The organism is Marinobacter flavimaris (genome assembly GCF_045057155.1).
Lineage (GTDB): Bacteria > Pseudomonadota > Gammaproteobacteria > Pseudomonadales > Oleiphilaceae > Marinobacter > Marinobacter manganoxydans.
Genome location: NZ_CP171359.1, coordinates 756,643 through 777,450, shown reverse-complemented (window position 1 = coordinate 777,450; position 20,808 = coordinate 756,643). Strand labels below are relative to the sequence as shown.

Below are 20,808 nucleotides of genomic sequence, written 5' to 3'. Positions count from 1 at the left end.
GTTATGCGGCCCCTCCCTGAGCGCCGTCTGACGTATCAGCGACGACGGATTCCACGGCTGCAATGATCCGCGAGTAGGTGCCGCATCGGCAAAGATTGCCTGTCATGGCCGCAACAATTTCCTCACGTGAAGGCGCCGGATTGCTGGCCAGAAGGTGGGCCGCACTCATGATCTGGCCCGACTGGCAGTAGCCGCATTGAGGAACGCCGTGTTCTATCCAGGCATCCTGCAGTGCATGAAGACGACTTCCCTCCCCCAGGCCTTCAATCGTAACCACATCACCACCCGCGGCCATTTCGACCGGTGTCGAGCAGGAGCGCACAGGCTGCCCGTTCAGGTGAACTGTGCAGGCACCACAGAGGCCCGCGCCGCAACCGAATTTAGTTCCCTTGAGCCCCAGCTCATCACGCAATACCCATAGAAGAGGCGTATCCCCTTCAATGTTCAGCGACCGCTCGTCGCCATTGACTGTCAGGCTCACGGCCATCCCAACCCTCTCCTTTACCTGTCTCCGGTGTTGTTTCCGGCTTTATTATTGTCGCTACCCCTATGGCAGATACCAGAGTCCTATCTGACGACTTCTTCGCCATCCTTGTTAACCCAGATCTTGCGTTCGCCGGACTCCATCTTGCCGTTTGAGTCCCAGACCTCCCGATCCGTTGTGGCCTCTTCAACCTTGCCGTTGTCGTTCCAGATAACTCGATCCTTACAGCCCGCCAGTGCCAGTACGGCGAATACAACCAATACAGCTTTTTTCACGACGATAACCTCCGTTCAGCCGCCACCGCGGCTCGTGTTAAGGAATACCTGGGATTGGCAGCCCTAACGGCTGCCGTGGAGTTCACGATTATGCTGCTTATCCCGGTCACTCTTTCGCACCATGACATAAACAGCCCCCGTACCACCATGGTGTTTCTGGGCCGAATGAAAGGCCAGGACATCGTCCAGCTCCGGCAACCATTTGGCGAGGTAGCTTTTCAACTGGGCGATACCATCAGGATTACGCTCGCCCTTGCCATGAAGAATGATGACCGACCGCAGGCCATAGCGCACGCAATCACCGATGAACCTGAAGACTTCGCGACGGGACTGCTCAACGGTCATACGGTGCAGATCAAGGCGCGCTTCGATCGGATACTGGCCCAGCCGGAGCTTTCGAAATACGCCGTGCTGGATGCCTGGCCGCTGCCAGCTCAGGATATCGTGGGCCGTAAGCGGCTCTACCATGTCGGAAGTCAGGGGATTGGTGTCCCGCGCGGGCTTTTCAACAGCCGCCCGCTGACGTTCCAGATGACCTGGCGTCAGTTCCCGGGGCGTTGTCACCTCGGCCCGGTTGGGCTTGCGGATACGCCGGACGTCTTTCATTTCCTCAAGGAAGCTGAGGCGCTCTTCTTTGGTAGTCATGGCGTTACAATTAATGACCTGTTTCAGAGACCGACTTTACCACCTGGGTAACCGGCCTTAAAGAAAACTGATCTATGTCAGACTTATTGCGACCAAAATCGTAGGGCAACAGATGCTTTGGCTACACTACACTTCAGACGGACAATAATAACCAGCGAGTGACGACGGACATGGCCTCAGCGCACCAGGAAAATGACCGCCCGCAGAACATCCGCGCCATCATGACGTTTTTGCGGGAACACGCGCCTTTCTCCAGCATGGATGACTCCCATCTTGCGCATTTCGCGGAGAACGCCTCCATCCAGTTCTACGCCGATGGCGATATCGTGCTGTCTCCGGATCAGGATGTCGTTAAACGATTTTACGTGGTCAAACAGGGGCGGATTCGTGGCGAGCGCCACAACGACAAAGAAGACCGCACGGAAACGACCTTCGAGATCAGCCAAGGCGAGTGCTTTCCCCTCGCCGCCATGATCGGCGAACGGCCAACCAGAACCCTGCATCGGGCAGACGGCGACACCTTCTGCCTCAGCATCGGGCAGACAGCGTTCGTTACACTCTTTGCTGAAAGCGAACCTTTCCGGGATTTTTGCCTGCGGGGCGTCAGCAGCCTGCTCGATCAGGTGAACCGGCGCATACAGTCAAGTGCCATGGCCTCAATCGGGTCCAGCACGTCCCTCGATACGCCACTTGAACGCTATGCCCTGCGCAATCCGATTGTCTGCTCGCCCGATCTGCCGGTGCGTAAAGCCGTGGCCCGAATGCACGAAAACAACGTCGGCAGCATTATCGTTACCGATGAAAACCGTATCCCGACCGGCATTTTCACACTGCGGGACCTTCGCACCATGATCGCCGAGGGCACCGGCCCCCTGGATACACCCATACAGCAGGTAATGACCAAGAATCCCTGCTGCCTTCCCTCCCATGCGGATGCGTTCGAAGCTGCCATGCTGATGGCGGAGCATCATTTTGCGCATCTTTGCGTCATCGACGATGACCGTAAACTGATTGGCGTGGTTTCGGAACGAGACCTGTTCTCCCTGCAGCGCGTGGACCTGGTAAACCTTGCCCGCACCATTGGCACGGCCACCCACCTGCGCACCCTGGTCAGCCTGCGAACAGACGTATCACGCCTGGTGGATGCGATGCTCGCCCACGGCGCCGACTCCGGGCAGGTGGTCAAGATCATCACCACGCTCAATGATGTAACCGTCAGACGGGTCCTGGAACTGAACATCAAGAAGAACGACCCGGGCATTCCCTTCACCTGGCTGACGTTTGGCAGCGAGGGCCGCCAGGAGCAGACCCTGCTGACCGACCAGGACAACGGCATACTGTTCCAGACGCCGGAAGGGATGACCGCCGAACAGGTCCGGGAAAAGCTGTTGCCCTTTGCGCGAAAGGTAAACGACGAACTGGCCGAATGTGGCTTCACCCTGTGCAAGGGCAACATCATGGCCAGTAACCCGAAACTCTGCTTGAGCGACAAGGAGTGGGACGACTGGTTTATCCGGTTCATTGATGCCTCCACACCCCAGAACCTGGTGTATTCCTCAATTTTTCTTGATATGAGGGCTATCTACGGTCCAACCGAGCCGCTGAACGATCTTCTGGACAAGATCCTCACGCGGATCCGGAAAAACGCCCTGTTCCAGAAAATGCTTGCCGGGAATGCGTTCCAGCGGAAGCCGCCGCTCACCATGTTCCGCAATTTCCGCTATATATCCGAGGGCAACAAGCACTCACTGGACCTCAAGCGTCAGGGCCTGGCGCCGTTTGTTGAGGCAGTGCGGGTTTTCGCCCTGGCGAATGGCGTTGAGACCGCGAACACGCTGGAGCGCATGGATGAGCTGGCGAAAAAGGGCGTCTTCGATCCGAAAGATGCCAACGCCTGGAAGGAAGGTTATAGCCTGATCCAGGCGATCCGCATGCGGGCCCACCAGGAAATGCTGGCAAAGGGAGAGGAGCTCACCAACTACATCGATCCCGACGATCTGAACCCACTCGACCGTCGAATCCTGCGGGAATCTTTCAGGCAGGCGCAGCGGTTGCAACAAAAACTCGAAGTTACCTACCAACTCTGACCTTCAGGCGCGAGACATGCTGGAACAGATCAAACAATGGATTGAGCATCGCCGGGGCGGAAAAATCGGCAGCCACGATCCTGGCAATCTGCCCAACCCGAAAACGCCAGGAGAACAGTTGCTTACGGACTGCCGTCTGATCGTGCTGGATCTTGAAACCACGGGACTGAACCCCTCCAAGGACGAGGTGATCGCTATCGGGGCCGTCGCCATCCGCGGCGGCATTATCCATCTGGGCGACCAGTTCGACCTGATCCTCAGGCGTCCGGAGCTCGACATCCGCGAAACCGTGCTCATTCACGGGATCGGGCCCGAGGCGCTGACCCAGGGGCACGAAATCGAGGATGCCCTTCTTTATCTTCTTGAGTGGATGAACGGCGACCCTATCCTGGCCTACCACTCGGCGTTCGATCAAAAATTTCTGGAAAAGACCCTGAAGGCGCAGCTTGGCTATACCCAGCCTCATACCTGGATGGACGTGGCCGACTTGATGCCTGCATTTTTTCCAAACACCAAGACCGGTGGCAAAGGACTCGACAACTGGGCCGATTATTTCGGCCTTGAAGTCAGCGAACGTCACCACGCCGCTTCCGATGCTCTCGCTACAGCCGAACTTACCCTGGTCGCACTTAATAAGGCGCGGTCGGAAGGGGTAAAAACTCTCAAAGGGCTTTACGACAAGCTCCATTACCATCGGCGCCTGCAAAACATGCATCGTTTCTGAATCGATGCCTGGCGGAACATCGCATTTATAGACCGACGTCACGCCAAATTACTGAGAATTAGACCTTTTGCCAATATCTATAAATCGCTTGACCAGTAAAGTCAGTAGGGACAACTAGTCGGAGAAGTACTTATATGAATAATAAATTCTCTAATCGAAGTGCCTCACCAAAAACCCACCCAACCTCCACAACAACAAAACAGGAGTGATCCTATGTCAGCAGGTCATAGCTACGATGCTGAAGCGTACTGGAAGGCGAATCTACGCCTGATATTCGGGAGCCTGATTGTCTGGGCCCTGGTATCTTACGGCTTTGCAATTCTGCTCCGTCCGATGCTCGCGGGCATTCCAATTGGTGGCACCGATCTGGGCTTCTGGTTCGCCCAGCAAGGTTCCATCCTCACGTTCATCGCTCTGATCTTCCACTACGCGTGGCGCATGAACAAGATCGATGAAAAATTCGGCGTGCACGAGGAGTAAGAACGAATGAGCCAATTTGCCATTAACATCATTTTCGTAGGGGGCTCATTCCTCCTCTACATCGCAATTGCTATCTGGGCCAAGGCCGGAAGCACGAGTGACTTCTACGTTGCCGGCGGCGGTGTTCATCCGATCACCAACGGCGCAGCAATCGGCGCCGACTGGATGTCCGCGGCATCGTTTATCTCCATGGCAGGTCTGATTGCTGCCGGTGGCTACGCCAACTCCACCTTCCTTATGGGCTGGACTGGCGGTTACGTTCTGCTGGCCATGCTGCTGGCTCCGTACCTGCGGAAGTTTGGCAAGTTTACGGTTCCCGAGTTTATCGGCGACCGTTTCTACAGCAAGAATGCCCGCCTCGTAGCGGTTATCTGCCTGATCGTAGCGTCTGTTACCTACGTTATCGGCCAGATGGCTGGTGCTGGTGTTGCCTTCTCCCGCTTCCTGGAAGTTGATTCCACCGTTGGCCTCATGATCGCGGCTGTCGTGGTCTTCATCTACGCAGTTATGGGTGGCATGAAGGGTATCACCTACACCCAGGTGGCACAGTACTGCGTGCTGATCATTGCCTACACCATTCCTGCTGTGTTCATCTCTCTGCAGCTGACCGGTAACCCGATTCCAGGTCTGGGTCTGTTCTCGACTCACGTGGATTCCGGCATGCCGATCCTCAGCAAGCTGAACCAGGTTATCACCGACCTCGGCTTCAATGAGTACACCGCCGATATCGACAACAAACTGAACATGGTTCTGTTTACCCTGTCGCTGATGATCGGTACTGCAGGCCTGCCACACGTTATCATCCGCTTCTTCACCGTACCCAAGGTGGCTGACGCACGCTGGTCCGCAGGCTGGGCTCTGGTATTCATCGCCCTGCTGTACCTGACTGCGCCGGCGGTTGCTTCCATGGCTCGCTTGAACCTGATGACCACCATCTACCCGGACGGCACCTCAGCGGAGCCCATCCAGTACGATGAGCGTCCGAACTGGATCAAGGAGTGGGAAGTAACTGGTCTTATCCAGTTCACCGACAAGAACGAAGACGGCCGTATCCAGCTTTACAACGACAGCGAAGCCTTCGCGCCTACGGCTGAAGCCCGCGGCTGGAACGGCAATGAGCTGGTCGTTAACCGGGATATCCTGGTACTGGCCAACCCGGAAATCGCCAACCTGCCAGGCTGGGTCATCGGTCTGATCGCAGCGGGTGGTCTCGCAGCAGCACTGTCCACAGCGGCCGGTCTGTTGCTGGCGATCTCCTCGGCGGTCAGTCACGACCTGATCAAGGGTTCCATTAATCCGGCGATTTCGGAGAAAGGCGAGCTGCTCGCAGCACGGATATCGATGGCCGTTGCGATCGTTGTTGCCACCTACCTTGGGGCGAACCCTCCAGGCTTTGCGGCACAGGTCGTTGCCCTGGCCTTCGGTATCGCGGCAGCATCCCTGTTCCCGGCGCTGATGATGGGCATCTTCTCCAAGCGCGTGAACAATACCGGTGCCATCGCTGGTATGCTGAGCGGTCTGACGTTCACCCTGGTATACATCTTCGTGTACAAGGGCTGGCTGTTCATCCCGGGTACAGCTAACCTGCCAGACACTCCTGAAAACTGGGTGCTGGGCATCTCCCCGCTGTCAATCGGCGCGGTTGGTGCAATCGTCAACTTTGCGGTAGCCTTCATTGTATCCAACGCAACTGAAGAACCGCCCGTTGAGATTCAGGAACTGGTTGAAAGCGTCCGTTACCCACGTGGTGCCGGTCAGGCTCAAGACCACTAAGCAACATCTCAGCCTGATTTGTTCGATGAACTGACAGGTTGATACTGAACGGGCTTCCTCAATGAGGAAGCCCGTTCTTTTTTGAGGAAGTCATAATATGCTCTGGACATTTGTCGCTACTGTAGTTTGCGGCCTTGGCGCTGCTGGTATTGCACTGGGTATTCGCGCCGCCACTCGAAACAAAGCCCCGAAGTGGATCATCCCCGTTTTTGCCGGCGCGGGCATGCTCGGCTATCTCATTTACATGGAATACACCTGGTTCGACCAGAAAGAAGCACGTCTGCCGGACGAAGCGGTGGTTGTGAGCACCGAATCCGACGGCATCCTGTGGCGCCCATGGACCTTCGTGCTCCCTTACGTCACCGCATTTTCCACGGTCGACACCAAAAGTATCAGCCGTGATACCAGCAGCGAAGACATCGTCCGGTTTACCCTCTATCGCTTCGAGCAGAAGATGACAGACGCGGTTTCTCATCGCGTTCACATCATTAACTGTGCGACCCGGGAACTGGTACCTCTGGGATCTGACGGAAGCCCGCGAGTGGATAACCTTAAACTGCTCGAGCCCGGAGACCCCCTGTATGAAACCGTCTGCGCCGAGTGATAACTCGTTAGCGTGATGCACCAACCTGCTGATACTGTCGGGAACGCGTAACCATGATTAGTGCCTGGCTGCTGGTCCTCATTTCCATCACCTACATCTCGATCCTGTTCGTGATCGCCTGGGCCGGCGACAAACACCCCGGGTTATATCGCAGGCGCCTGGCACGCACGCACATATACGCACTCTCCCTGGCAGTCTACTTCACCTCCTGGACTTTCTACGGCGCCGTTGGACGCGCCACCCAGGAGGGTCTGGGGTTTCTCCCCATCTACCTCGGGCCCTTGCTGGTCTTCGTGTTCGGTGCGCCCTTGCTGCGCCGGATCATCTATATCAGCAAGCGCAATAACAGTACCTCCATTGCCGACTTCATCGCCTCCCGGTATGGCAAATCCCAGCTCCTGGCCGCAATGATTGCAACCTTTGCCCTGATCGGCAGTGTTCCCTACATTGCGTTGCAACTGAAAGCCATTGCAATGGGCTTCAACGTGCTCTCGGCTACCGGAACAGGCTATGAAGAGCTGAGCACGGCGGCCTGGAGTGACTCCGCGTGGTACATCACCCTTGCCCTGGCGGTCTTTACCGTTCTGTTCGGTACCCGACACCTGGAATCCACCGAGCATCATCGGGGCATGATCCAGGCCGTGGCCTTCGAATCACTGATCAAGCTCGTGGCTTTCGTCGCTGTGGGGCTGTTCGTTGGCTACGGGCTCTATGGCGGGTTTGGCGATCTGTTTGAACGGGCTCGGGACGCCGACCTGATCGGCACCCTGACCACCGATGGTATCGAAGCGCCGGCATTCATTACCCAGACACTCATTGCCATGCTCGCGATCATCTGCCTGCCCCGGCAATTTCATGTCATGGTGGTTGAAAATACCGATCATCGGGACTTCGAGATTGCCCGCTGGGCTATGCCGATCTACCTGATCGTAGCCAGCGCCTTTGTGCTTCCTATTGCCGCTGCGGGCCTGCTGTCGCCCGAGGCCTCTGCTGGAAATCCTGACATCCTGATACTGCAGCTGCCGATCATGGCAGGCGAGGAATGGCTGGCCATACTGGCGTTCCTCGGTGGCGGGTCAGCGGCTGCAGCCATGGTAATCGTGTGCTCAGTGGCGATTGCCACCATGGTCAGCAACGAGATCATCATGCCGGCCCTGCTGAAATTTTTCCGACCAGGCATGAACCGGCGCACGGACCTCAGCTACCTGCTCCTGAGTATCCGCCGGGTCGCTATCTTTGTGGTGCTGCTCACCGCCTATGGTTTTTATCGGATGGCCGGCGAAGACTACAGCCTGACGGCCTTCGGCCTGCTGTCATTTGCGGCAGCGGCGCAGTTCGGGCCGGCGCTGGTAGGCGGCATTATCTGGCGCCGGGGCAATTACATGGGCGCCGTCTGGGGCCTTGGCCTTGGTTTCCTGATGTGGTGTTACACCCTGCTACTGCCGGCACTGGCCACCACCGGTTGGGTCAACGACACACTGATTGAGCAGGGAATCTGGGGACTGAACTGGACGCGCCCCACTGCCCTGTTCGGGTCCGAGCTGGACCAGACCAGTCACGGCATTATCTGGAGCCTCGGCATCAACACTTTGGTGTACATCGTACTTTCGATGCTGACCCGTCAACGTGTCCGAGAGAAGATCCAGATTGCCTCCTTCTTCCACGATCCGCAGCCCAAAGCGGAGACCGCGCAGCATCAGAGCTGGCAGGGCGAAATACTGACATCCGACCTCCAGGCGCTAACCGACCGGTTCATGGGTGAAGAACGCTCGGAAACCATTTTCCGGAATTACGAACGCCGCAACGCCATCCGTTTGCACCCGCACCGCCCGGCATCGGCGCACCTGATGAAATACATCGAGCGCCAACTGGCCTCGGTGATCGGCGCCTCCACCGCCAGGGTGGTCCTGGAATCGACCCTCACCGGCCGGGACATGCAGATCGAGGATGTGGTCAGCATCGTCGACGAAGCGTCCCAGGCCATGACCTTCAGCCGGGAGTTGCTCCAGTCAGCGATTGAAAATATCAGTCTGGGCGTGTCTGTGGTTAACCACCAGCAGCAACTGGTGGTCTGGAACCACCGATATCTGGAACTGTTCACCTACCCGAAGGGCTTCGTCAGGGTCGGTCGGCCTGTTGAAGATCTGATGCGCTATAACCTTACCAATGCCAATCTATCTGCCCGCCGGATTGATGAGATCGTCGTCGATCGCTGCACGAGCATGCGGGAGGGACGGCCGATGTCCTACGAGCGCCAGAGACCGGATGGTACGGTGTTACGCATCGATGGCAGCCCGATACCTGGTGGTGGCTATGTCACCACGTTCCAGGACATCACGGCCATGCGCAGAACCGAGCAGGCCCTCAAGGAGACCAACATCTACCTCGAGCAGCGGGTCAAGGAGCGCACCCAGGAGCTTCAGGTCATCAATGAGCAGATGCTGAAGGCCAAATCGGTGGCAGAACAGGCGAACCAGAGCAAGACACGCTTCCTAGCCTCTGCCAGCCACGACCTTCTCCAGCCCCTGAACGCAGCCAGACTGTTTACCTCTGCTCTCGCCGGGAAAGCAGATGACGGCGAGATGAAAGATCTCGTGGACCACATCGACAGCTCTCTCGGGGCTGCCGAGGAAATCATCAGCACCCTGCTGGATATTTCAAAGCTGGACGCGGGTGCGTTGGAGCCCGATATCGGGGTCTTCCCCGTGAACGAGATCATGCGCCACCTGGCAACCGACTTTTCAGCAATCGCCAAGGACCAGAACCTGGAGCTGCACGTTGTGCCCAGCACGGCCTGGATCCGATCCGATTCCAAATTGCTGCGTCGTGTGGTCCAGAATTTCCTGTCCAACGCCATACGTTACACGCCGGAAGGCAAGATTCTGCTCGGGTGCCGGCGTCTGAAAGGCTATATTCGTATAGAAGTCTGGGATACCGGTCCCGGTATACCCGAGGACCAGCTGGCACACATTTTCGAGGAATTTCGTCGGTTTCAGCATGGCCGGGATAAAAAGGGCCTGGGGCTCGGTCTCGCCATCGTTGACCGTATCAGCGGCATGCTGAACCACCCGGTCAGCGTCCATTCCGTCCAGGGCCGAGGCAGTGTCTTCGGTATCACCGTGCCAACAGCGGCTCCGGAACAGAACGAGACCACCGCTGCCAAGCCCGCATCGGGCTCACGCAGGGTATCCAACCTCGGAGGCCTGCATTTCCTGTGCATCGATAACGATCCGGCTATCCTGCAGGGCATGGTCGCGTTGCTTGGGAACTGGAAATGTGACGTAACGGCCGCCGAAAGCCTGGAAGACGCCATGGAAAAACTGGAAGGGAATCGGCCTGATATTATACTTGCCGATTATCAGCTAGATGATAACAAGAACGGCCTCGATGCCATGGACAGCATTCGCGGTGCTCTTAATGCCAACATCCCGGGCATACTCATCACCGGTTATATGGCGCCTGAAGTTCGGGAGGATGCCATCAACCGGGGCTACCAGATTCTCTACAAACCGGTGAAACCGGCTGCACTGAGGGCACTGGTTAACAAGCTACTGAAACAGAAGCGCTCATGACCGACACCAAAGCGGACGCCAATCCTTTCGGCAAACTCAACTATCTCGTGATCGATGACTTCGAAAATTTCCGGTTGTCCATTCGCCAGATGTTGCGCAGTTGTGGCGCTGACTCTATCGAGCTGGTCTCCAATGCCAGTCAGGCCATCCAGCACTGTACCTACAATCACGTGGATGTCGTGTTGTGCGACTTCAACCTGGGAGAGGGCAAGAATGGCCAGCATATCCTCGAGGACCTCCGGTATAAAAAATTACTGAAGCGCTCATCCCTGTTCCTCATGGTAACAGCGGAGACTTCCAAGGAAATGGTCATGGGGGCGAGGGAGTACCAGCCCGATGCCTATCTGACCAAGCCCATCAACCGGGCTGTACTCGAGAAACGTCTTAGCGCCCTGATCAGCCAGCGCAACACACTCATGCCCATCAATCGGGAAATCGACCGGGAAAACTACCCGGAAGCCATTTCGCTCTGTCTCCAAATGCTGCCCCGGCAGCCACGTTACAAGACCTGGTTAATGAAAACCCTGGGCGACCTGTATTTCCAGCTCGGGGACCTGGCGCACGCGCTCAAAACCTTCGATGACGTTCTTGCACAACGGGAATTGTCCTGGGCAAGGCTCGGACGCTGCAAAGTCCTGCTCGCCAATCGAAGCTTCGACCAGGCTGTTGAAGGCCTGCGAGAGCTTATTGCAAATCATCCGGACTACATGGAGGCCTATGACCTTCTGGCAGAGGGGTTCGAACGGCAGGGCCGGCCGACACAGGCACAGCAGGTACTGGAGAAAGCCATAGAGCATTCCCCCAATGCCCTACTTCGGCAAAAGCATCTTGCACAGCTGGCCGGCTCCAACCAAGATCTCGAAACATCATCCGAGGCCTGGCAGCGCACAATAGAGCTTGGCACCCACTCGATTCACGACAATTCAGAGCATTACCTCGCCTTGGGCCAGGCACTTTCCGACCTCAGCGAGGGCAATCTTGAAGAAGAAGGCAAAGAAAAAGCCAGGGAAGCACTGACCGTTCTCAAGAAGATGGAAAAACGATTCGAGGCCGAGGAAGGTATCAGTTTGCGGAGCCAGATCGTCCAGTGCCGGGTTTATGCGGGACAGAGTCAGGATAAAGAGGCGACCGAAATCCTCGAGAGGATCAGACCGAAACTCGACAATGCCGCAGCCCTGGATGCCGCAACGGGTCTTGATTACGCCAAGACCCTGTTTCGACTCGGACATGAAAGCGACGCCAAAGCGCTATTACGAGAGATGTCAGAGCGGTTCAGCAACGAGCCTGACATACTTCAGAAGATTGAAAGCCTCCTTGATGAGCCCGTAGGGTTCCGGCAGAAAATCAAAGCCCGAACCCTCAACCGGGATGGCATAAAAGCGTTCGAAGCCGGGAACCTGCAAGAAGCCGTGGAGATCTTTTCAAAGGCTCTGGAAATCGTCCCGGACCACGCTGCCCTGAACCTTAACCTGGTTCAGGTGCTGATGAAGGAGAATGACAACAGTCCCGGTAACGCTGAGCTCCTCAAACGCTGCCAGACTTGCCTGGATCGCCTTGCAGGACTGCCGGAGCAACACCGCCAACATCGGCGCTATATCGCCTTACAACAAAAACTGAAGGGGCTGATGGTATGAAAGACCAGAATATCGATTTTTCCATGGTGCTTGCCTCAGCCGTTCACGATATGAAGAACTCGCTTGGCATGCTCCTTAATTCCCTCGACGAGCTTCGCAGCGAGCACGAGGAAAGCCTCGGGGAATCTTCCCGCTTCAATACCTTGCAGTACGAAGCCGAACGGATGCACAACGATCTGGTGCAACTCCTTGGTATCTACCGGCTTGGCGAGAACAACCTCTCGGCACACATTGAGGAGCACTTTGTGCCGGATTTCCTCTCGGAACACCTGGCCAGACACAACCCTCTTCTGCAAGGGCTCGGCATTGATGTTTCCGTGGACGCTGAGGACATAAACGGCTTTTTCGACGAGGATCTGTTGACCGGTGTACTCAATAACACCATCAACAATGCCATCCGCTATACCCGCAGCAGAATCCGGCTTACCGCTGGTGAGAGAGACGGTTATCTGGTGATCGGTGTTGAAGACGATGGCAAGGGCTATCCCGACAGCATGCAGCACACGGGAACACTCAACTTCAAATCCCTTGATTTCAAGAGTGGCAGTACCAGCCTCGGGCTGTTCTTCGCCTCATCCGTTGCCAGACTGCACAGTGAGGGAAAGCGAAGTGGGTCGATAAAACTCCACAACGGTGGAAGCCTCGGTGGTGGTGTGTTTGAGATCTGGCTGCCCTGATCCAGGTCTTTTCTGAAGGCAATAAAAAACCCCAGCATCGAGGATGCTGGGGTTTTTGGTATTAGGAGCCTGACGATGACCTACTCTCACATGGGCAACGCCACACTACCATCGGCGCTGGTCTGTTTCACTTCTGAGTTCGGGATGGGATCAGGTGGTTCCAGACCGCTATGGTCGTCAGGCAAAACGGTTGATCACTGGGGGACGAGAAGGAACTGAGTGAAGTTGATTTCGTTTGAGCGGTTAGGCTCTGCGTTATCCGCAATTGTCTTGGGTGTTATATAGTCAAGCCGCACGAGCAATTAGTATCGGTTAGCTCAACGCCTCGCAGCGCTTACACACCCGACCTATCAACGTCCTGGTCTTGAACGGCTCTTCAGGGACCTCGAGGGTCCAGGGAGATCTCATCTTGGAAGGGGCTTCCCGCTTAGATGCTTTCAGCGGTTATCCTGTCCGAACATAGCTACCGGGCAATGCGACTGGCGTCACAACCCGAACACCAGAGGTTCGTCCACTCCGGTCCTCTCGTACTAGGAGCAGCTTTCCTCAAATCTCCAACGTCCACGGCAGATAGGGACCGAACTGTCTCACGACGTTCTAAACCCAGCTCGCGTACCACTTTAAATGGCGAACAGCCATACCCTTGGGACCGGCTTCAGCCCCAGGATGTGATGAGCCGACATCGAGGTGCCAAACACCGCCGTCGATGTGAACTCTTGGGCGGTATCAGCCTGTTATCCCCGGAGTACCTTTTATCCGTTGAGCGATGGCCCTTCCATACAGAACCACCGGATCACTATGACCTACTTTCGTACCTGCTCGACGTGTCTGTCTCGCAGTTAAGCGGGCTTGTGCCATTACACTAACCGCATGATGTCCGACCATGCTTAGCCCACCTTTGTGCTCCTCCGTTACGCTTTGGGAGGAGACCGCCCCAGTCAAACTACCCACCACACAGTGTCCTCATCCCCGATAAGGGGACCAAGTTAGAACCTCAAACATGTCAGGCTGGTATTTCAAGGTTGGCTCCATGAGAACTGGCGTTCCCACTTCAAAGCCTCCCAGCTATCCTACACAAACATGCTCAAAGTTCACTGTGAAGCTATAGTAAAGGTTCACGGGGTCTTTCCGTCTAGCCGCGGATACACCGCATCTTCACGGCGATTTCAATTTCACTGAGTCTCGGGTAGAGACAGCGCCCCCATCGTTACGCCATTCGTGCAGGTCGGAACTTACCCGACAAGGAATTTCGCTACCTTAGGACCGTTATAGTTACGGCCGCCGTTTACCGGGGCTTCGATCAAGAGCTTCGCGCAAGCGCTAACCCCATCAATTAACCTTCCGGCACCGGGCAGGCGTCACACCGTATACGTCCACTTTCGTGTTTGCACAGTGCTGTGTTTTTAATAAACAGTCGCAGGGGCCTGGTATCTTCGACTGGCTTCAGCTCCACCCGCAGGGATTTCACTTACCACCAGCGTGCCTTCTCCCGAAGTTACGGCACCATTTTGCCTAGTTCCTTTACCCGAGTTCTCTCAAGCGCCTTGGTATTCTCTACCTGACCACCTGTGTCGGTTTGGGGTACGGTCTCGAATAGCCTGAAGCTTAGAAGATTTTCCTGGAAGCAGGGCATCAATGACTTCCCGCTCTAAGAGCAGTCGTCGTCGCGTCTCGAGATTGTGGACCCGGATTTGCCTAAGTCCACTCCCTACTCGCTTAAACCGGGACAACCGTCGCCCGGCTCACCTAGCCTTCTCCGTCTCTCCATCGCAGCTATCCAAGGTACGGGAATATTAACCCGTTTCCCATCGACTACACCTTTCGGTCTCGCCTTAGGGGCCGACTCACCCTGCGCCGATTAGCGTTGCGCAGGAACCCTTGGTCTTCCGGCGTGCGGGTTTTTCACCCGCATTGTCGTTACTCATGTCAGCATTCGCACTTCTGATACCTCCAGCATGCTTCTCAACACACCTTCGCAGGCTTACAGAACGCTCCCCTACCCCGCATACAAAGTATGCAGCCGCAGCTTCGGTGACCAGTTTGAGCCCCGTTACATCTTCCGCGCAGGCCGACTCGACTAGTGAGCTATTACGCTTTCTTTAAAGGATGGCTGCTTCTAAGCCAACCTCCTAGCTGTCTGAGCCTTCCCACATCGTTTCCCACTTAACTGGTACTTGGGGACCTTAGCTGGCGGTCTGGGTTGTTTCCCTCTTCACGACGGACGTTAGCACCCGCCGTGTGTCTCCCGGATAGTACTCACAGGTATTCGGAGTTTGCATCGGGTTGGTAAGTCGGGATGACCCCCTAGCCGAAACAGTGCTCTACCCCCTGTGGTATTCGTCCGAGGCGCTACCTAAATAGCTTTCGGGGAGAACCAGCTATCTCCGGGCTTGATTAGCCTTTCACTCCGATCCACAAGTCATCCCCTGGCTTTTCAACGACAGTGGGTTCGGTCCTCCAGTGCCTGTTACGGCACCTTCAACCTGCTCATGGATAGATCGCCCGGTTTCGGGTCTATGCCCAGCGACTAAATCGCCCTATTCAGACTCGGTTTCCCTACGGCTCCCCTAAACGGTTAACCTCGCCACTGAACATAAGTCGCTGACCCATTATACAAAAGGTACGCCGTCACGGAACAAGTCCGCTCCGACTGCTTGTACGCATACGGTTTCAGGATCTATTTCACTCCCCTCACAGGGGTTCTTTTCGCCTTTCCCTCACGGTACTGGTTCACTATCGGTCAGTCAGGAGTATTTAGCCTTGGAGGATGGTCCCCCCATGTTCAGACAGGATATCACGTGTCCCGTCCTACTCGATTTCACCAGACTCAGGTTTCGGATACGGGGCTATCACCCACTATGGCGGCACTTTCCAGAGCCTTCTCCTACCAGTTGTCTAGCTTAAGGGCTAATCCCCGTTCGCTCGCCGCTACTTAGGGAATCTCGGTTGATTTCTTTTCCTCGGGGTACTTAGATGTTTCAGTTCCCCCGGTTCGCCTCTTACACCTATGTATTCAGTGCAAGATACCGACCCGAAAGTCGGTGGGTTTCCCCATTCAGAAATGCCCGGATCACAGCTTGTTTGCCAGCTCCCCGAACCTTATCGCAGGCTTCCACGTCTTTCATCGCCTCTGACTGCCAAGGCATCCACCGTATGCGCTTAGTTGCTTGACTATATAACCCCAAGACAACTGATCACGAATCCACACCCATCACCAGGCAAGCCTGATTCAGAGGTTTCTTCGAGACAGCCACTTGAAGCAATAGAACAACCACTTCAACGACAACACCGGATAACGCTTGAAATCGTTATCACTCTGATCAATGAATTCCGGAGATAATGGAATCCATCAATCGTGTTCTATCTCGTCCAATTTGTTAAAGAGCAAATCTGACCCAGTGATCAGAAAGAAGGGCTTCGAACTTTTTCATCAAGTTGAAACACTTGTTTCTGCACACTGCTAACCGGAGTTAGTCAGTTATGTAAGCATCGATCGTTCAGGCTTTTGGTGGAGCCAGGCGGGATCGAACCGCCGACCTCCTGCGTGCAAGGCAGGCGCTCTCCCAGCTGAGCTATGGCCCCTCGATCTTCCACACAAGCCAGGTCGTTTAACCTTAGCTATAGAATTGTGTGGATCTAGGCGCTTGCAAGCGTAGCGTGCGAGTCGCACGTGAGCTTGGAAGCAACGACGAGCCACGCAATTCTGGTGGGTCTGGGTGGACTTGAACCACCGACCTCACCCTTATCAGGGGTGCGCTCTAACCACCTGAGCTACAGACCCAAAAACACGGGCCTGCAACGACCCATCTGCTCTCTTTATTCAGCTAACCAAGTAATTCGTGTGGACTCTGACCGAAGCGTTCGGCTTCGTTTAAGGAGGTGATCCAGCCGCAGGTTCCCCTACGGCTACCTTGTTACGACTTCACCCCAGTCATGAACCACACCGTGGTGATCGTCCTCCCGAAGGTTAGACTAACCACTTCTGGTGCAATCCACTCCCATGGTGTGACGGGCGGTGTGTACAAGGCCCGGGAACGTATTCACCGTGACATTCTGATTCACGATTACTAGCGATTCCGACTTCACGCAGTCGAGTTGCAGACTGCGATCCGGACTACGATGCGTTTTGTGAGATTGGCTCCCCCTCGCGGGTTTGCAGCCCTCTGTGCGCACCATTGTAGCACGTGTGTAGCCCTGGCCGTAAGGGCCATGATGACCTGACGTCATCCCCACCTTCCTCCGGTTTGTCACCGGCAGTCTCCCTAGAGTTCTCAGCCGAACTGCTAGCAACTAGGGATAGGGGTTGCGCTCGTTACGGGACTTAACCCAACATCTCACGACACGAGCTGACGACGGCCATGCAGCACCTGTGTCAGAGTTCCCGAAGGCACCAATCCATCTCTGGAAAGTTCTCTGCATGTCAAGGCCAGGTAAGGTTCTTCGCGTTGCGTCGAATTAAACCACATGCTCCACCGCTTGTGCGGGCCCCCGTCAATTCATTTGAGTTTTAACCTTGCGGCCGTACTCCCCAGGCGGTCTACTTAGTGCGTTAGCTGCGCCACTAAGACTTCAAGAGTCCCAACGGCTAGTAGACATCGTTTACGGCGTGGACTACCAGGGTATCTAATCCTGTTTGCTCCCCACGCTTTCGCACCTCAGTGTCAGTATTGGTCCAGGTAGCCGCCTTCGCCACTGGTGTTCCTTCCTATATCTACGCATTTCACCGCTACACAGGAAATTCCACTACCCTCTACCATACTCTAGCCTGACAGTTCGAAATGCCGTTCCCAGGTTAAGCCCGGGGCTTTCACATCTCGCTTACCAAACCACCTACGCGCGCTTTACGCCCAGTAATTCCGATTAACGCTTGCACCCTCCGTATTACCGCGGCTGCTGGCACGGAGTTAGCCGGTGCTTCTTCTGTGAGTAACGTCAAGCCCTACGAGTATTAGTCGCAGAGTTTTCCTCCTCACTGAAAGTGCTTTACAACCCGAAAGCCTTCTTCACACACGCGGCATGGCTGGATCAGGGTTGCCCCCATTGTCCAATATTCCCCACTGCTGCCTCCCGTAGGAGTTCGGGCCGTGTCTCAGTCCCGATGTGGCTGATCATCCTCTCAGACCAGCTACGGATCGTCGCCTTGGTAGGCCTTTACCCCACCAACTAGCTAATCCGACATAGGCACATCCAATAGCGCAAGGTCCGAAGATCCCCTGCTTTCCCCCGAAGGGCGTACGCGGTATTAATCCGGGTTTCCCCGGGCTATCCCCCACTACTGGGCAGTTTCCTATGCATTACTCACCCGTCCGCCGCTCGTCAGCGGGGTGCAAGCACCCCCTGTTACCGCTCGACTTGCATGTGTTAAGCCTGCCGCCAGCGTTCAATCTGAGCCATGATCAAACTCTTCAGTTTAAATCATACAAGAATCCGAAGATTCTCTATTCTTGCTCAAGACAAAACTCAATTTCGACGAGTCACTGTCCTGATATTTCATATCCGAAATACCTCGGCCAGCGCCCACACGAATTACTTGGTCAACTTTTTAAAGAGCGTTTGAGCTGTTGCTCAATCAAGGCCGCGTATTCTACATCGTAACGCCGCCTTGTCAACCGTTTATTTTTCGATGTTTTCCGTCTCCGGAAAGCGCCGAAAAATGACCCGGCTTACTGCTTGTTTCGAGGCGCGCATTCTACAGTGAATCGCTTGCCTGTCAACTGCTTTCTGAAGAACTTTGAAACTCATTTTCTTCAGCGCTTTCAAACAGTTATCTTTCGATTTCTGAGCCGCCTCAGCGGTGCCCCCCTCGAAAGAGATGCGCATTCTACAGACCTGCCTGAAGGTGTCAACGGTTCGTTCCGAATTTTTTCGGAAATCGTCATCAAACCTTCATAAGCCTGGCTGATCAGAGCCAGGCCTGGGTGAACCTCACAGTTCAACGGTAATCGAATTTGCCGAGTCGCGAGCTTTCTTGCGCGCTTCATCCACCGTTGCGCCCTTCGCCAGGGCAACGCCCATTCGACGGCGCCCCTTCAACTCGGGCTTGCCGAACAAACGCAATTGAGTATCCGGCTCGGAAAGCGCTGTCTCAAGACCGGAATACGATACGGACGCCGAATCGCCCTCAGGAAGAATCACGGCTGATGCCGAGGGACCAGTCTGCCGTATCGCGGGAATGGGCAAACCCAGAATGGCTCGGGCATGCAGAGCAAATTCGGACAGGTCCTGTGAGACCAACGTAACCAGGCCAGTATCGTGCGGACGCGGCGAAACCTCGGAGAACCAGACATTGTCTTCCTTAACAAACAGCTCCACACCGTAGATGCCATAGCCACCGAGGTTTTCGACCACAGCGCGGGCAACTTCGGCCGAACGCTCGTAGGCCAGCGGGGCCATTGGCTGTGGTTGCCAGGATTCCCGATAGTCTCCATCTTCCTGCCTGTGCCCGATGGGCTCACAAAAAGATACGCCATCACGGTGCTTGACGGTGAGCAGGGTAATCTCATAGTCAAAGTCCACAAAGCCTTCGACAATCACCCTTCCCTTACCGGCACGCCCGCCAGACTGGGCATATTCCCAGGCCGCTTCAATATCATCCTCGGTCTTGACGGTACTCTGCCCCTTGCCCGACGAGCTCATGACCGGCTTTACCACAAGTGGCAGGCCTATTTCGTTCACGGCGGCAAGGTATTCTTCCCGGGTACCCGCAAAGCGGTAGGGTGAGGTAGGCAGCCCGAGCTCTTCAGCCGCGAGCCTCCGGATTCCTTCACGGTTCATGGTGAGGTTCACCGCTCTGGCGGTGGGGATGACGCGATAGCCTTCCTCTTCGAGCTTTACCAACTCCGGCGTGGCAATCGCTTCAATCTCCGGAACAATCAGATCCGGCTTTTCCTGTTCGATAACACTGCGCAGGCTGGCGCCGTCCAGCATGTCGATGACATGGCTCCGATGCGCCACCTGCATGGCAGGCGCATCCGCATATCTGTCGACAGCGATCACTTCGACGCCATAGCGCTGAAGTTCAATGACAACTTCCTTGCCAAGCTCACCGGATCCACAAAACAAAACCCTGAAGGCATTACCTTTAAGGGGAGTACCAATTCGAACTGAGTCAGTCATGATTTACCAACACCTATGTTAGCCGTGAATCAGGGAACCTTTTTCGCGCTCCGCCACTTTCCGGAGCACCTCGCGCCGTTCGTCGTCATCCATCCTGGTCCAGAGGGTGATCTCATCCCCACTTCGATGGCAGCCCACACAGATGTCATTTTCATCAAGCGCGCAGATGCTTACGCAGGGCGATCGGACCTTGTCAGCAACACTCATTTTTTCGGCTCGCAGGGCTTGAGCTCATCGGCGTAGCGAGCAGCATTCTGAACATAGTGCTGCGCACTCATTTCCAGCATCTTCTTCTGGCTATCGTTGAGCTCCCGCTTGATCTTGCCCGGCGAACCGACAACCATGGAGCCGTCAGGCACCTCCATTCCTTCGGGAATGAGAGCATTGGCGCCAATCAGGCAGTGCTTGCCAATCTTTGCTCCGTTCAGAACCACAGCATTTATGCCAATTAAAGAGTAGTCACCAATCTCGCACCCATGGAGCATTACCTTGTGACCAACCGTTACACCCTTACCCAGAGTAAGAGGCATACCCGGGTCTGTATGCAGTACCGAACCGTCCTGAACATTTGTTTCAGGCCCAATGGTGATCCACTCGTTGTCACCACGTAGAACGGCATTGAACCAGACGCTGGCCTTATCCATCAGCCGGACACGGCCTATCACCGACGCGTTCTCGGCCACAAAGTGACCCTCACCTTCCAGTTCCGGCGTTCGGTCATTCAACTGGTAAAACAT

At 55.6% G+C, this 20,808-nt stretch carries 15 protein-coding genes, 2 tRNA genes and 3 rRNA genes; 8 read left to right on the top strand and 12 right to left on the bottom strand.

From position 1 onward, the window contains the following. Position 1: 1 nt before the first annotated feature. The 3 genes from ACGK9W_RS03700 to smrA form a co-directional block, all read right to left on the bottom strand. Positions 2-487 (bottom strand): (2Fe-2S)-binding protein, encoded by a 486-nt coding sequence (locus ACGK9W_RS03700; RefSeq protein WP_053114899.1) that lies wholly within the window; start codon positions 485-487, stop codon positions 2-4. A gap of 80 nt (positions 488-567) precedes the next feature. Continuing rightward, positions 568-759 (bottom strand): membrane lipoprotein lipid attachment site-containing protein, encoded by a 192-nt coding sequence (locus tag ACGK9W_RS03695; RefSeq protein WP_008172919.1) that lies wholly within the window; start codon positions 757-759, stop codon positions 568-570. A 63-nt stretch (positions 760-822) separates the two neighbouring features. After that, positions 823-1,404, bottom strand: a complete 582-nt coding sequence (gene smrA, locus ACGK9W_RS03690; protein ID WP_008172920.1) for a DNA endonuclease SmrA — start codon at positions 1,402-1,404, stop codon at positions 823-825. A gap of 170 nt (positions 1,405-1,574) precedes the next feature. Here smrA and ACGK9W_RS03685 point away from each other — a divergent pair, with 170 nt between their 5' ends. The 8 genes from ACGK9W_RS03685 to ACGK9W_RS03650 all read left to right on the top strand — a co-directional run bounded on the left by ACGK9W_RS03685 (position 1,575) and on the right by ACGK9W_RS03650 (position 12,955). After that, the gene (locus tag ACGK9W_RS03685) at positions 1,575-3,491 is read left to right on the top strand and encodes a putative nucleotidyltransferase substrate binding domain-containing protein (RefSeq protein WP_014576697.1); all 1,917 of its coding nucleotides are present in this window, start codon (positions 1,575-1,577) and stop codon (positions 3,489-3,491) included. A 16-nt stretch (positions 3,492-3,507) separates the two neighbouring features. Continuing rightward, a complete protein-coding gene (locus tag ACGK9W_RS03680) occupies positions 3,508-4,215 on the top strand; it encodes a PolC-type DNA polymerase III (RefSeq protein ID WP_008172922.1) in 708 nt (235 codons plus the stop codon). Positions 4,216-4,428: 213 nt separating this feature from the next. After that, positions 4,429-4,695, top strand: a complete 267-nt coding sequence (locus ACGK9W_RS03675) for a DUF4212 domain-containing protein (protein ID WP_008172923.1) — start codon at positions 4,429-4,431, stop codon at positions 4,693-4,695. 6 nt (positions 4,696-4,701) lie between these two features. Then, a complete protein-coding gene (locus ACGK9W_RS03670) occupies positions 4,702-6,468 on the top strand; it encodes a sodium:solute symporter family protein (protein ID WP_092031935.1) in 1,767 nt (588 codons plus the stop codon). A gap of 97 nt (positions 6,469-6,565) precedes the next feature. Then, complete coding sequence (locus ACGK9W_RS03665) at positions 6,566-7,072, top strand: hypothetical protein (protein WP_405419089.1); 507 nt, start codon at positions 6,566-6,568, stop codon at positions 7,070-7,072. A gap of 53 nt (positions 7,073-7,125) precedes the next feature. Next, complete coding sequence (locus ACGK9W_RS03660) at positions 7,126-10,644, top strand: PAS domain-containing hybrid sensor histidine kinase/response regulator (RefSeq protein ID WP_008172926.1); 3,519 nt, start codon at positions 7,126-7,128, stop codon at positions 10,642-10,644. After that, a complete protein-coding gene (locus tag ACGK9W_RS03655; protein ID WP_405419086.1) occupies positions 10,641-12,278 on the top strand; it encodes a tetratricopeptide repeat protein in 1,638 nt (545 codons plus the stop codon). Before ACGK9W_RS03660 ends, ACGK9W_RS03655 begins: the two co-directional genes overlap by 4 nt. Then, the gene (locus ACGK9W_RS03650) at positions 12,275-12,955 is read left to right on the top strand and encodes a sensor histidine kinase KdpD (RefSeq protein ID WP_008172928.1); all 681 of its coding nucleotides are present in this window, start codon (positions 12,275-12,277) and stop codon (positions 12,953-12,955) included. Before ACGK9W_RS03655 ends, ACGK9W_RS03650 begins: the two co-directional genes overlap by 4 nt. A 67-nt stretch (positions 12,956-13,022) precedes the next feature. Here the strand turns inward: ACGK9W_RS03650 and rrf are convergent. The 9 genes from rrf to ACGK9W_RS03605 form a co-directional block, all read right to left on the bottom strand. Continuing rightward, positions 13,023-13,137, bottom strand: a 5S ribosomal RNA gene (gene rrf / locus ACGK9W_RS03645). Between the two features lie 99 nt (positions 13,138-13,236). Then, positions 13,237-16,128: ribosomal RNA gene (locus ACGK9W_RS03640) — 23S ribosomal RNA — on the bottom strand. A 333-nt stretch (positions 16,129-16,461) separates the two neighbouring features. Next, a tRNA-Ala gene (locus ACGK9W_RS03635) sits at positions 16,462-16,537 on the bottom strand. A gap of 122 nt (positions 16,538-16,659) precedes the next feature. Next, a tRNA-Ile gene (locus ACGK9W_RS03630) sits at positions 16,660-16,736 on the bottom strand. A 91-nt stretch (positions 16,737-16,827) separates the two neighbouring features. Beyond that, a 16S ribosomal RNA gene (locus ACGK9W_RS03625) occupies positions 16,828-18,367 on the bottom strand. Together the 16S, 23S and 5S rRNA genes with 2 tRNA genes alongside form the textbook arrangement of a ribosomal RNA operon. A gap of 201 nt (positions 18,368-18,568) precedes the next feature. Further along, the gene (locus ACGK9W_RS03620) at positions 18,569-18,775 is read right to left on the bottom strand and encodes a hypothetical protein (RefSeq protein ID WP_405419084.1); all 207 of its coding nucleotides are present in this window, start codon (positions 18,773-18,775) and stop codon (positions 18,569-18,571) included. A 105-nt stretch (positions 18,776-18,880) separates the two neighbouring features. Further along, positions 18,881-20,071: a formate-dependent phosphoribosylglycinamide formyltransferase gene (gene purT / locus ACGK9W_RS03615; RefSeq protein WP_008171482.1), complete on the bottom strand. Its 1,191-nt coding sequence runs from the start codon at positions 20,069-20,071 to the stop codon at positions 18,881-18,883. A gap of 18 nt (positions 20,072-20,089) precedes the next feature. Next, positions 20,090-20,278 carry a DUF1289 domain-containing protein gene (locus ACGK9W_RS03610; RefSeq protein ID WP_008171481.1) on the bottom strand — a complete coding sequence of 63 codons (189 nt, stop codon included), beginning with the start codon at positions 20,276-20,278 and terminating at the stop codon, positions 20,090-20,092. After that, entirely contained in the window at positions 20,275-20,808 is a 534-nt protein-coding gene (locus ACGK9W_RS03605) for a gamma carbonic anhydrase family protein (RefSeq protein WP_008171478.1), read from the bottom strand. Before ACGK9W_RS03605 ends, ACGK9W_RS03610 begins: the two co-directional genes overlap by 4 nt.

What these genes read in the sequence shown, in the direction of transcription:
- ACGK9W_RS03700 (WP_053114899.1), bottom strand. Translation starts at nt 487, where the DNA reads ATGGCCGTGAGCCTGACAGTCAATGGCGACGAGCGGTCGCTGAACATT.
- smrA (WP_008172920.1), bottom strand. Translation starts at nt 1,404, where the DNA reads ATGACTACCAAAGAAGAGCGCCTCAGCTTCCTTGAGGAAATGAAAGAC.
- ACGK9W_RS03685 (WP_014576697.1), top strand. Translation starts at nt 1,575, where the DNA reads ATGGCCTCAGCGCACCAGGAAAATGACCGCCCGCAGAACATCCGCGCC.
- ACGK9W_RS03680 (WP_008172922.1), top strand. Translation starts at nt 3,508, where the DNA reads ATGCTGGAACAGATCAAACAATGGATTGAGCATCGCCGGGGCGGAAAA.
- ACGK9W_RS03675 (WP_008172923.1), top strand. Translation starts at nt 4,429, where the DNA reads ATGTCAGCAGGTCATAGCTACGATGCTGAAGCGTACTGGAAGGCGAAT.
- ACGK9W_RS03670 (WP_092031935.1), top strand. Translation starts at nt 4,702, where the DNA reads ATGAGCCAATTTGCCATTAACATCATTTTCGTAGGGGGCTCATTCCTC.
- ACGK9W_RS03665 (WP_405419089.1), top strand. Translation starts at nt 6,566, where the DNA reads ATGCTCTGGACATTTGTCGCTACTGTAGTTTGCGGCCTTGGCGCTGCT.
- ACGK9W_RS03660 (WP_008172926.1), top strand. Translation starts at nt 7,126, where the DNA reads ATGATTAGTGCCTGGCTGCTGGTCCTCATTTCCATCACCTACATCTCG.
- ACGK9W_RS03655 (WP_405419086.1), top strand. Translation starts at nt 10,641, where the DNA reads ATGACCGACACCAAAGCGGACGCCAATCCTTTCGGCAAACTCAACTAT.
- ACGK9W_RS03650 (WP_008172928.1), top strand. Translation starts at nt 12,275, where the DNA reads ATGAAAGACCAGAATATCGATTTTTCCATGGTGCTTGCCTCAGCCGTT.
- ACGK9W_RS03620 (WP_405419084.1), bottom strand. Translation starts at nt 18,775, where the DNA reads ATGCGCATCTCTTTCGAGGGGGGCACCGCTGAGGCGGCTCAGAAATCG.
- purT (WP_008171482.1), bottom strand. Translation starts at nt 20,071, where the DNA reads ATGACTGACTCAGTTCGAATTGGTACTCCCCTTAAAGGTAATGCCTTC.
- ACGK9W_RS03610 (WP_008171481.1), bottom strand. Translation starts at nt 20,278, where the DNA reads ATGAGTGTTGCTGACAAGGTCCGATCGCCCTGCGTAAGCATCTGCGCG.
- ACGK9W_RS03605 (WP_008171478.1), bottom strand. Translation starts at nt 20,808, where the DNA reads ATGTTTTACCAGTTGAATGACCGAACGCCGGAACTGGAAGGTGAGGGT.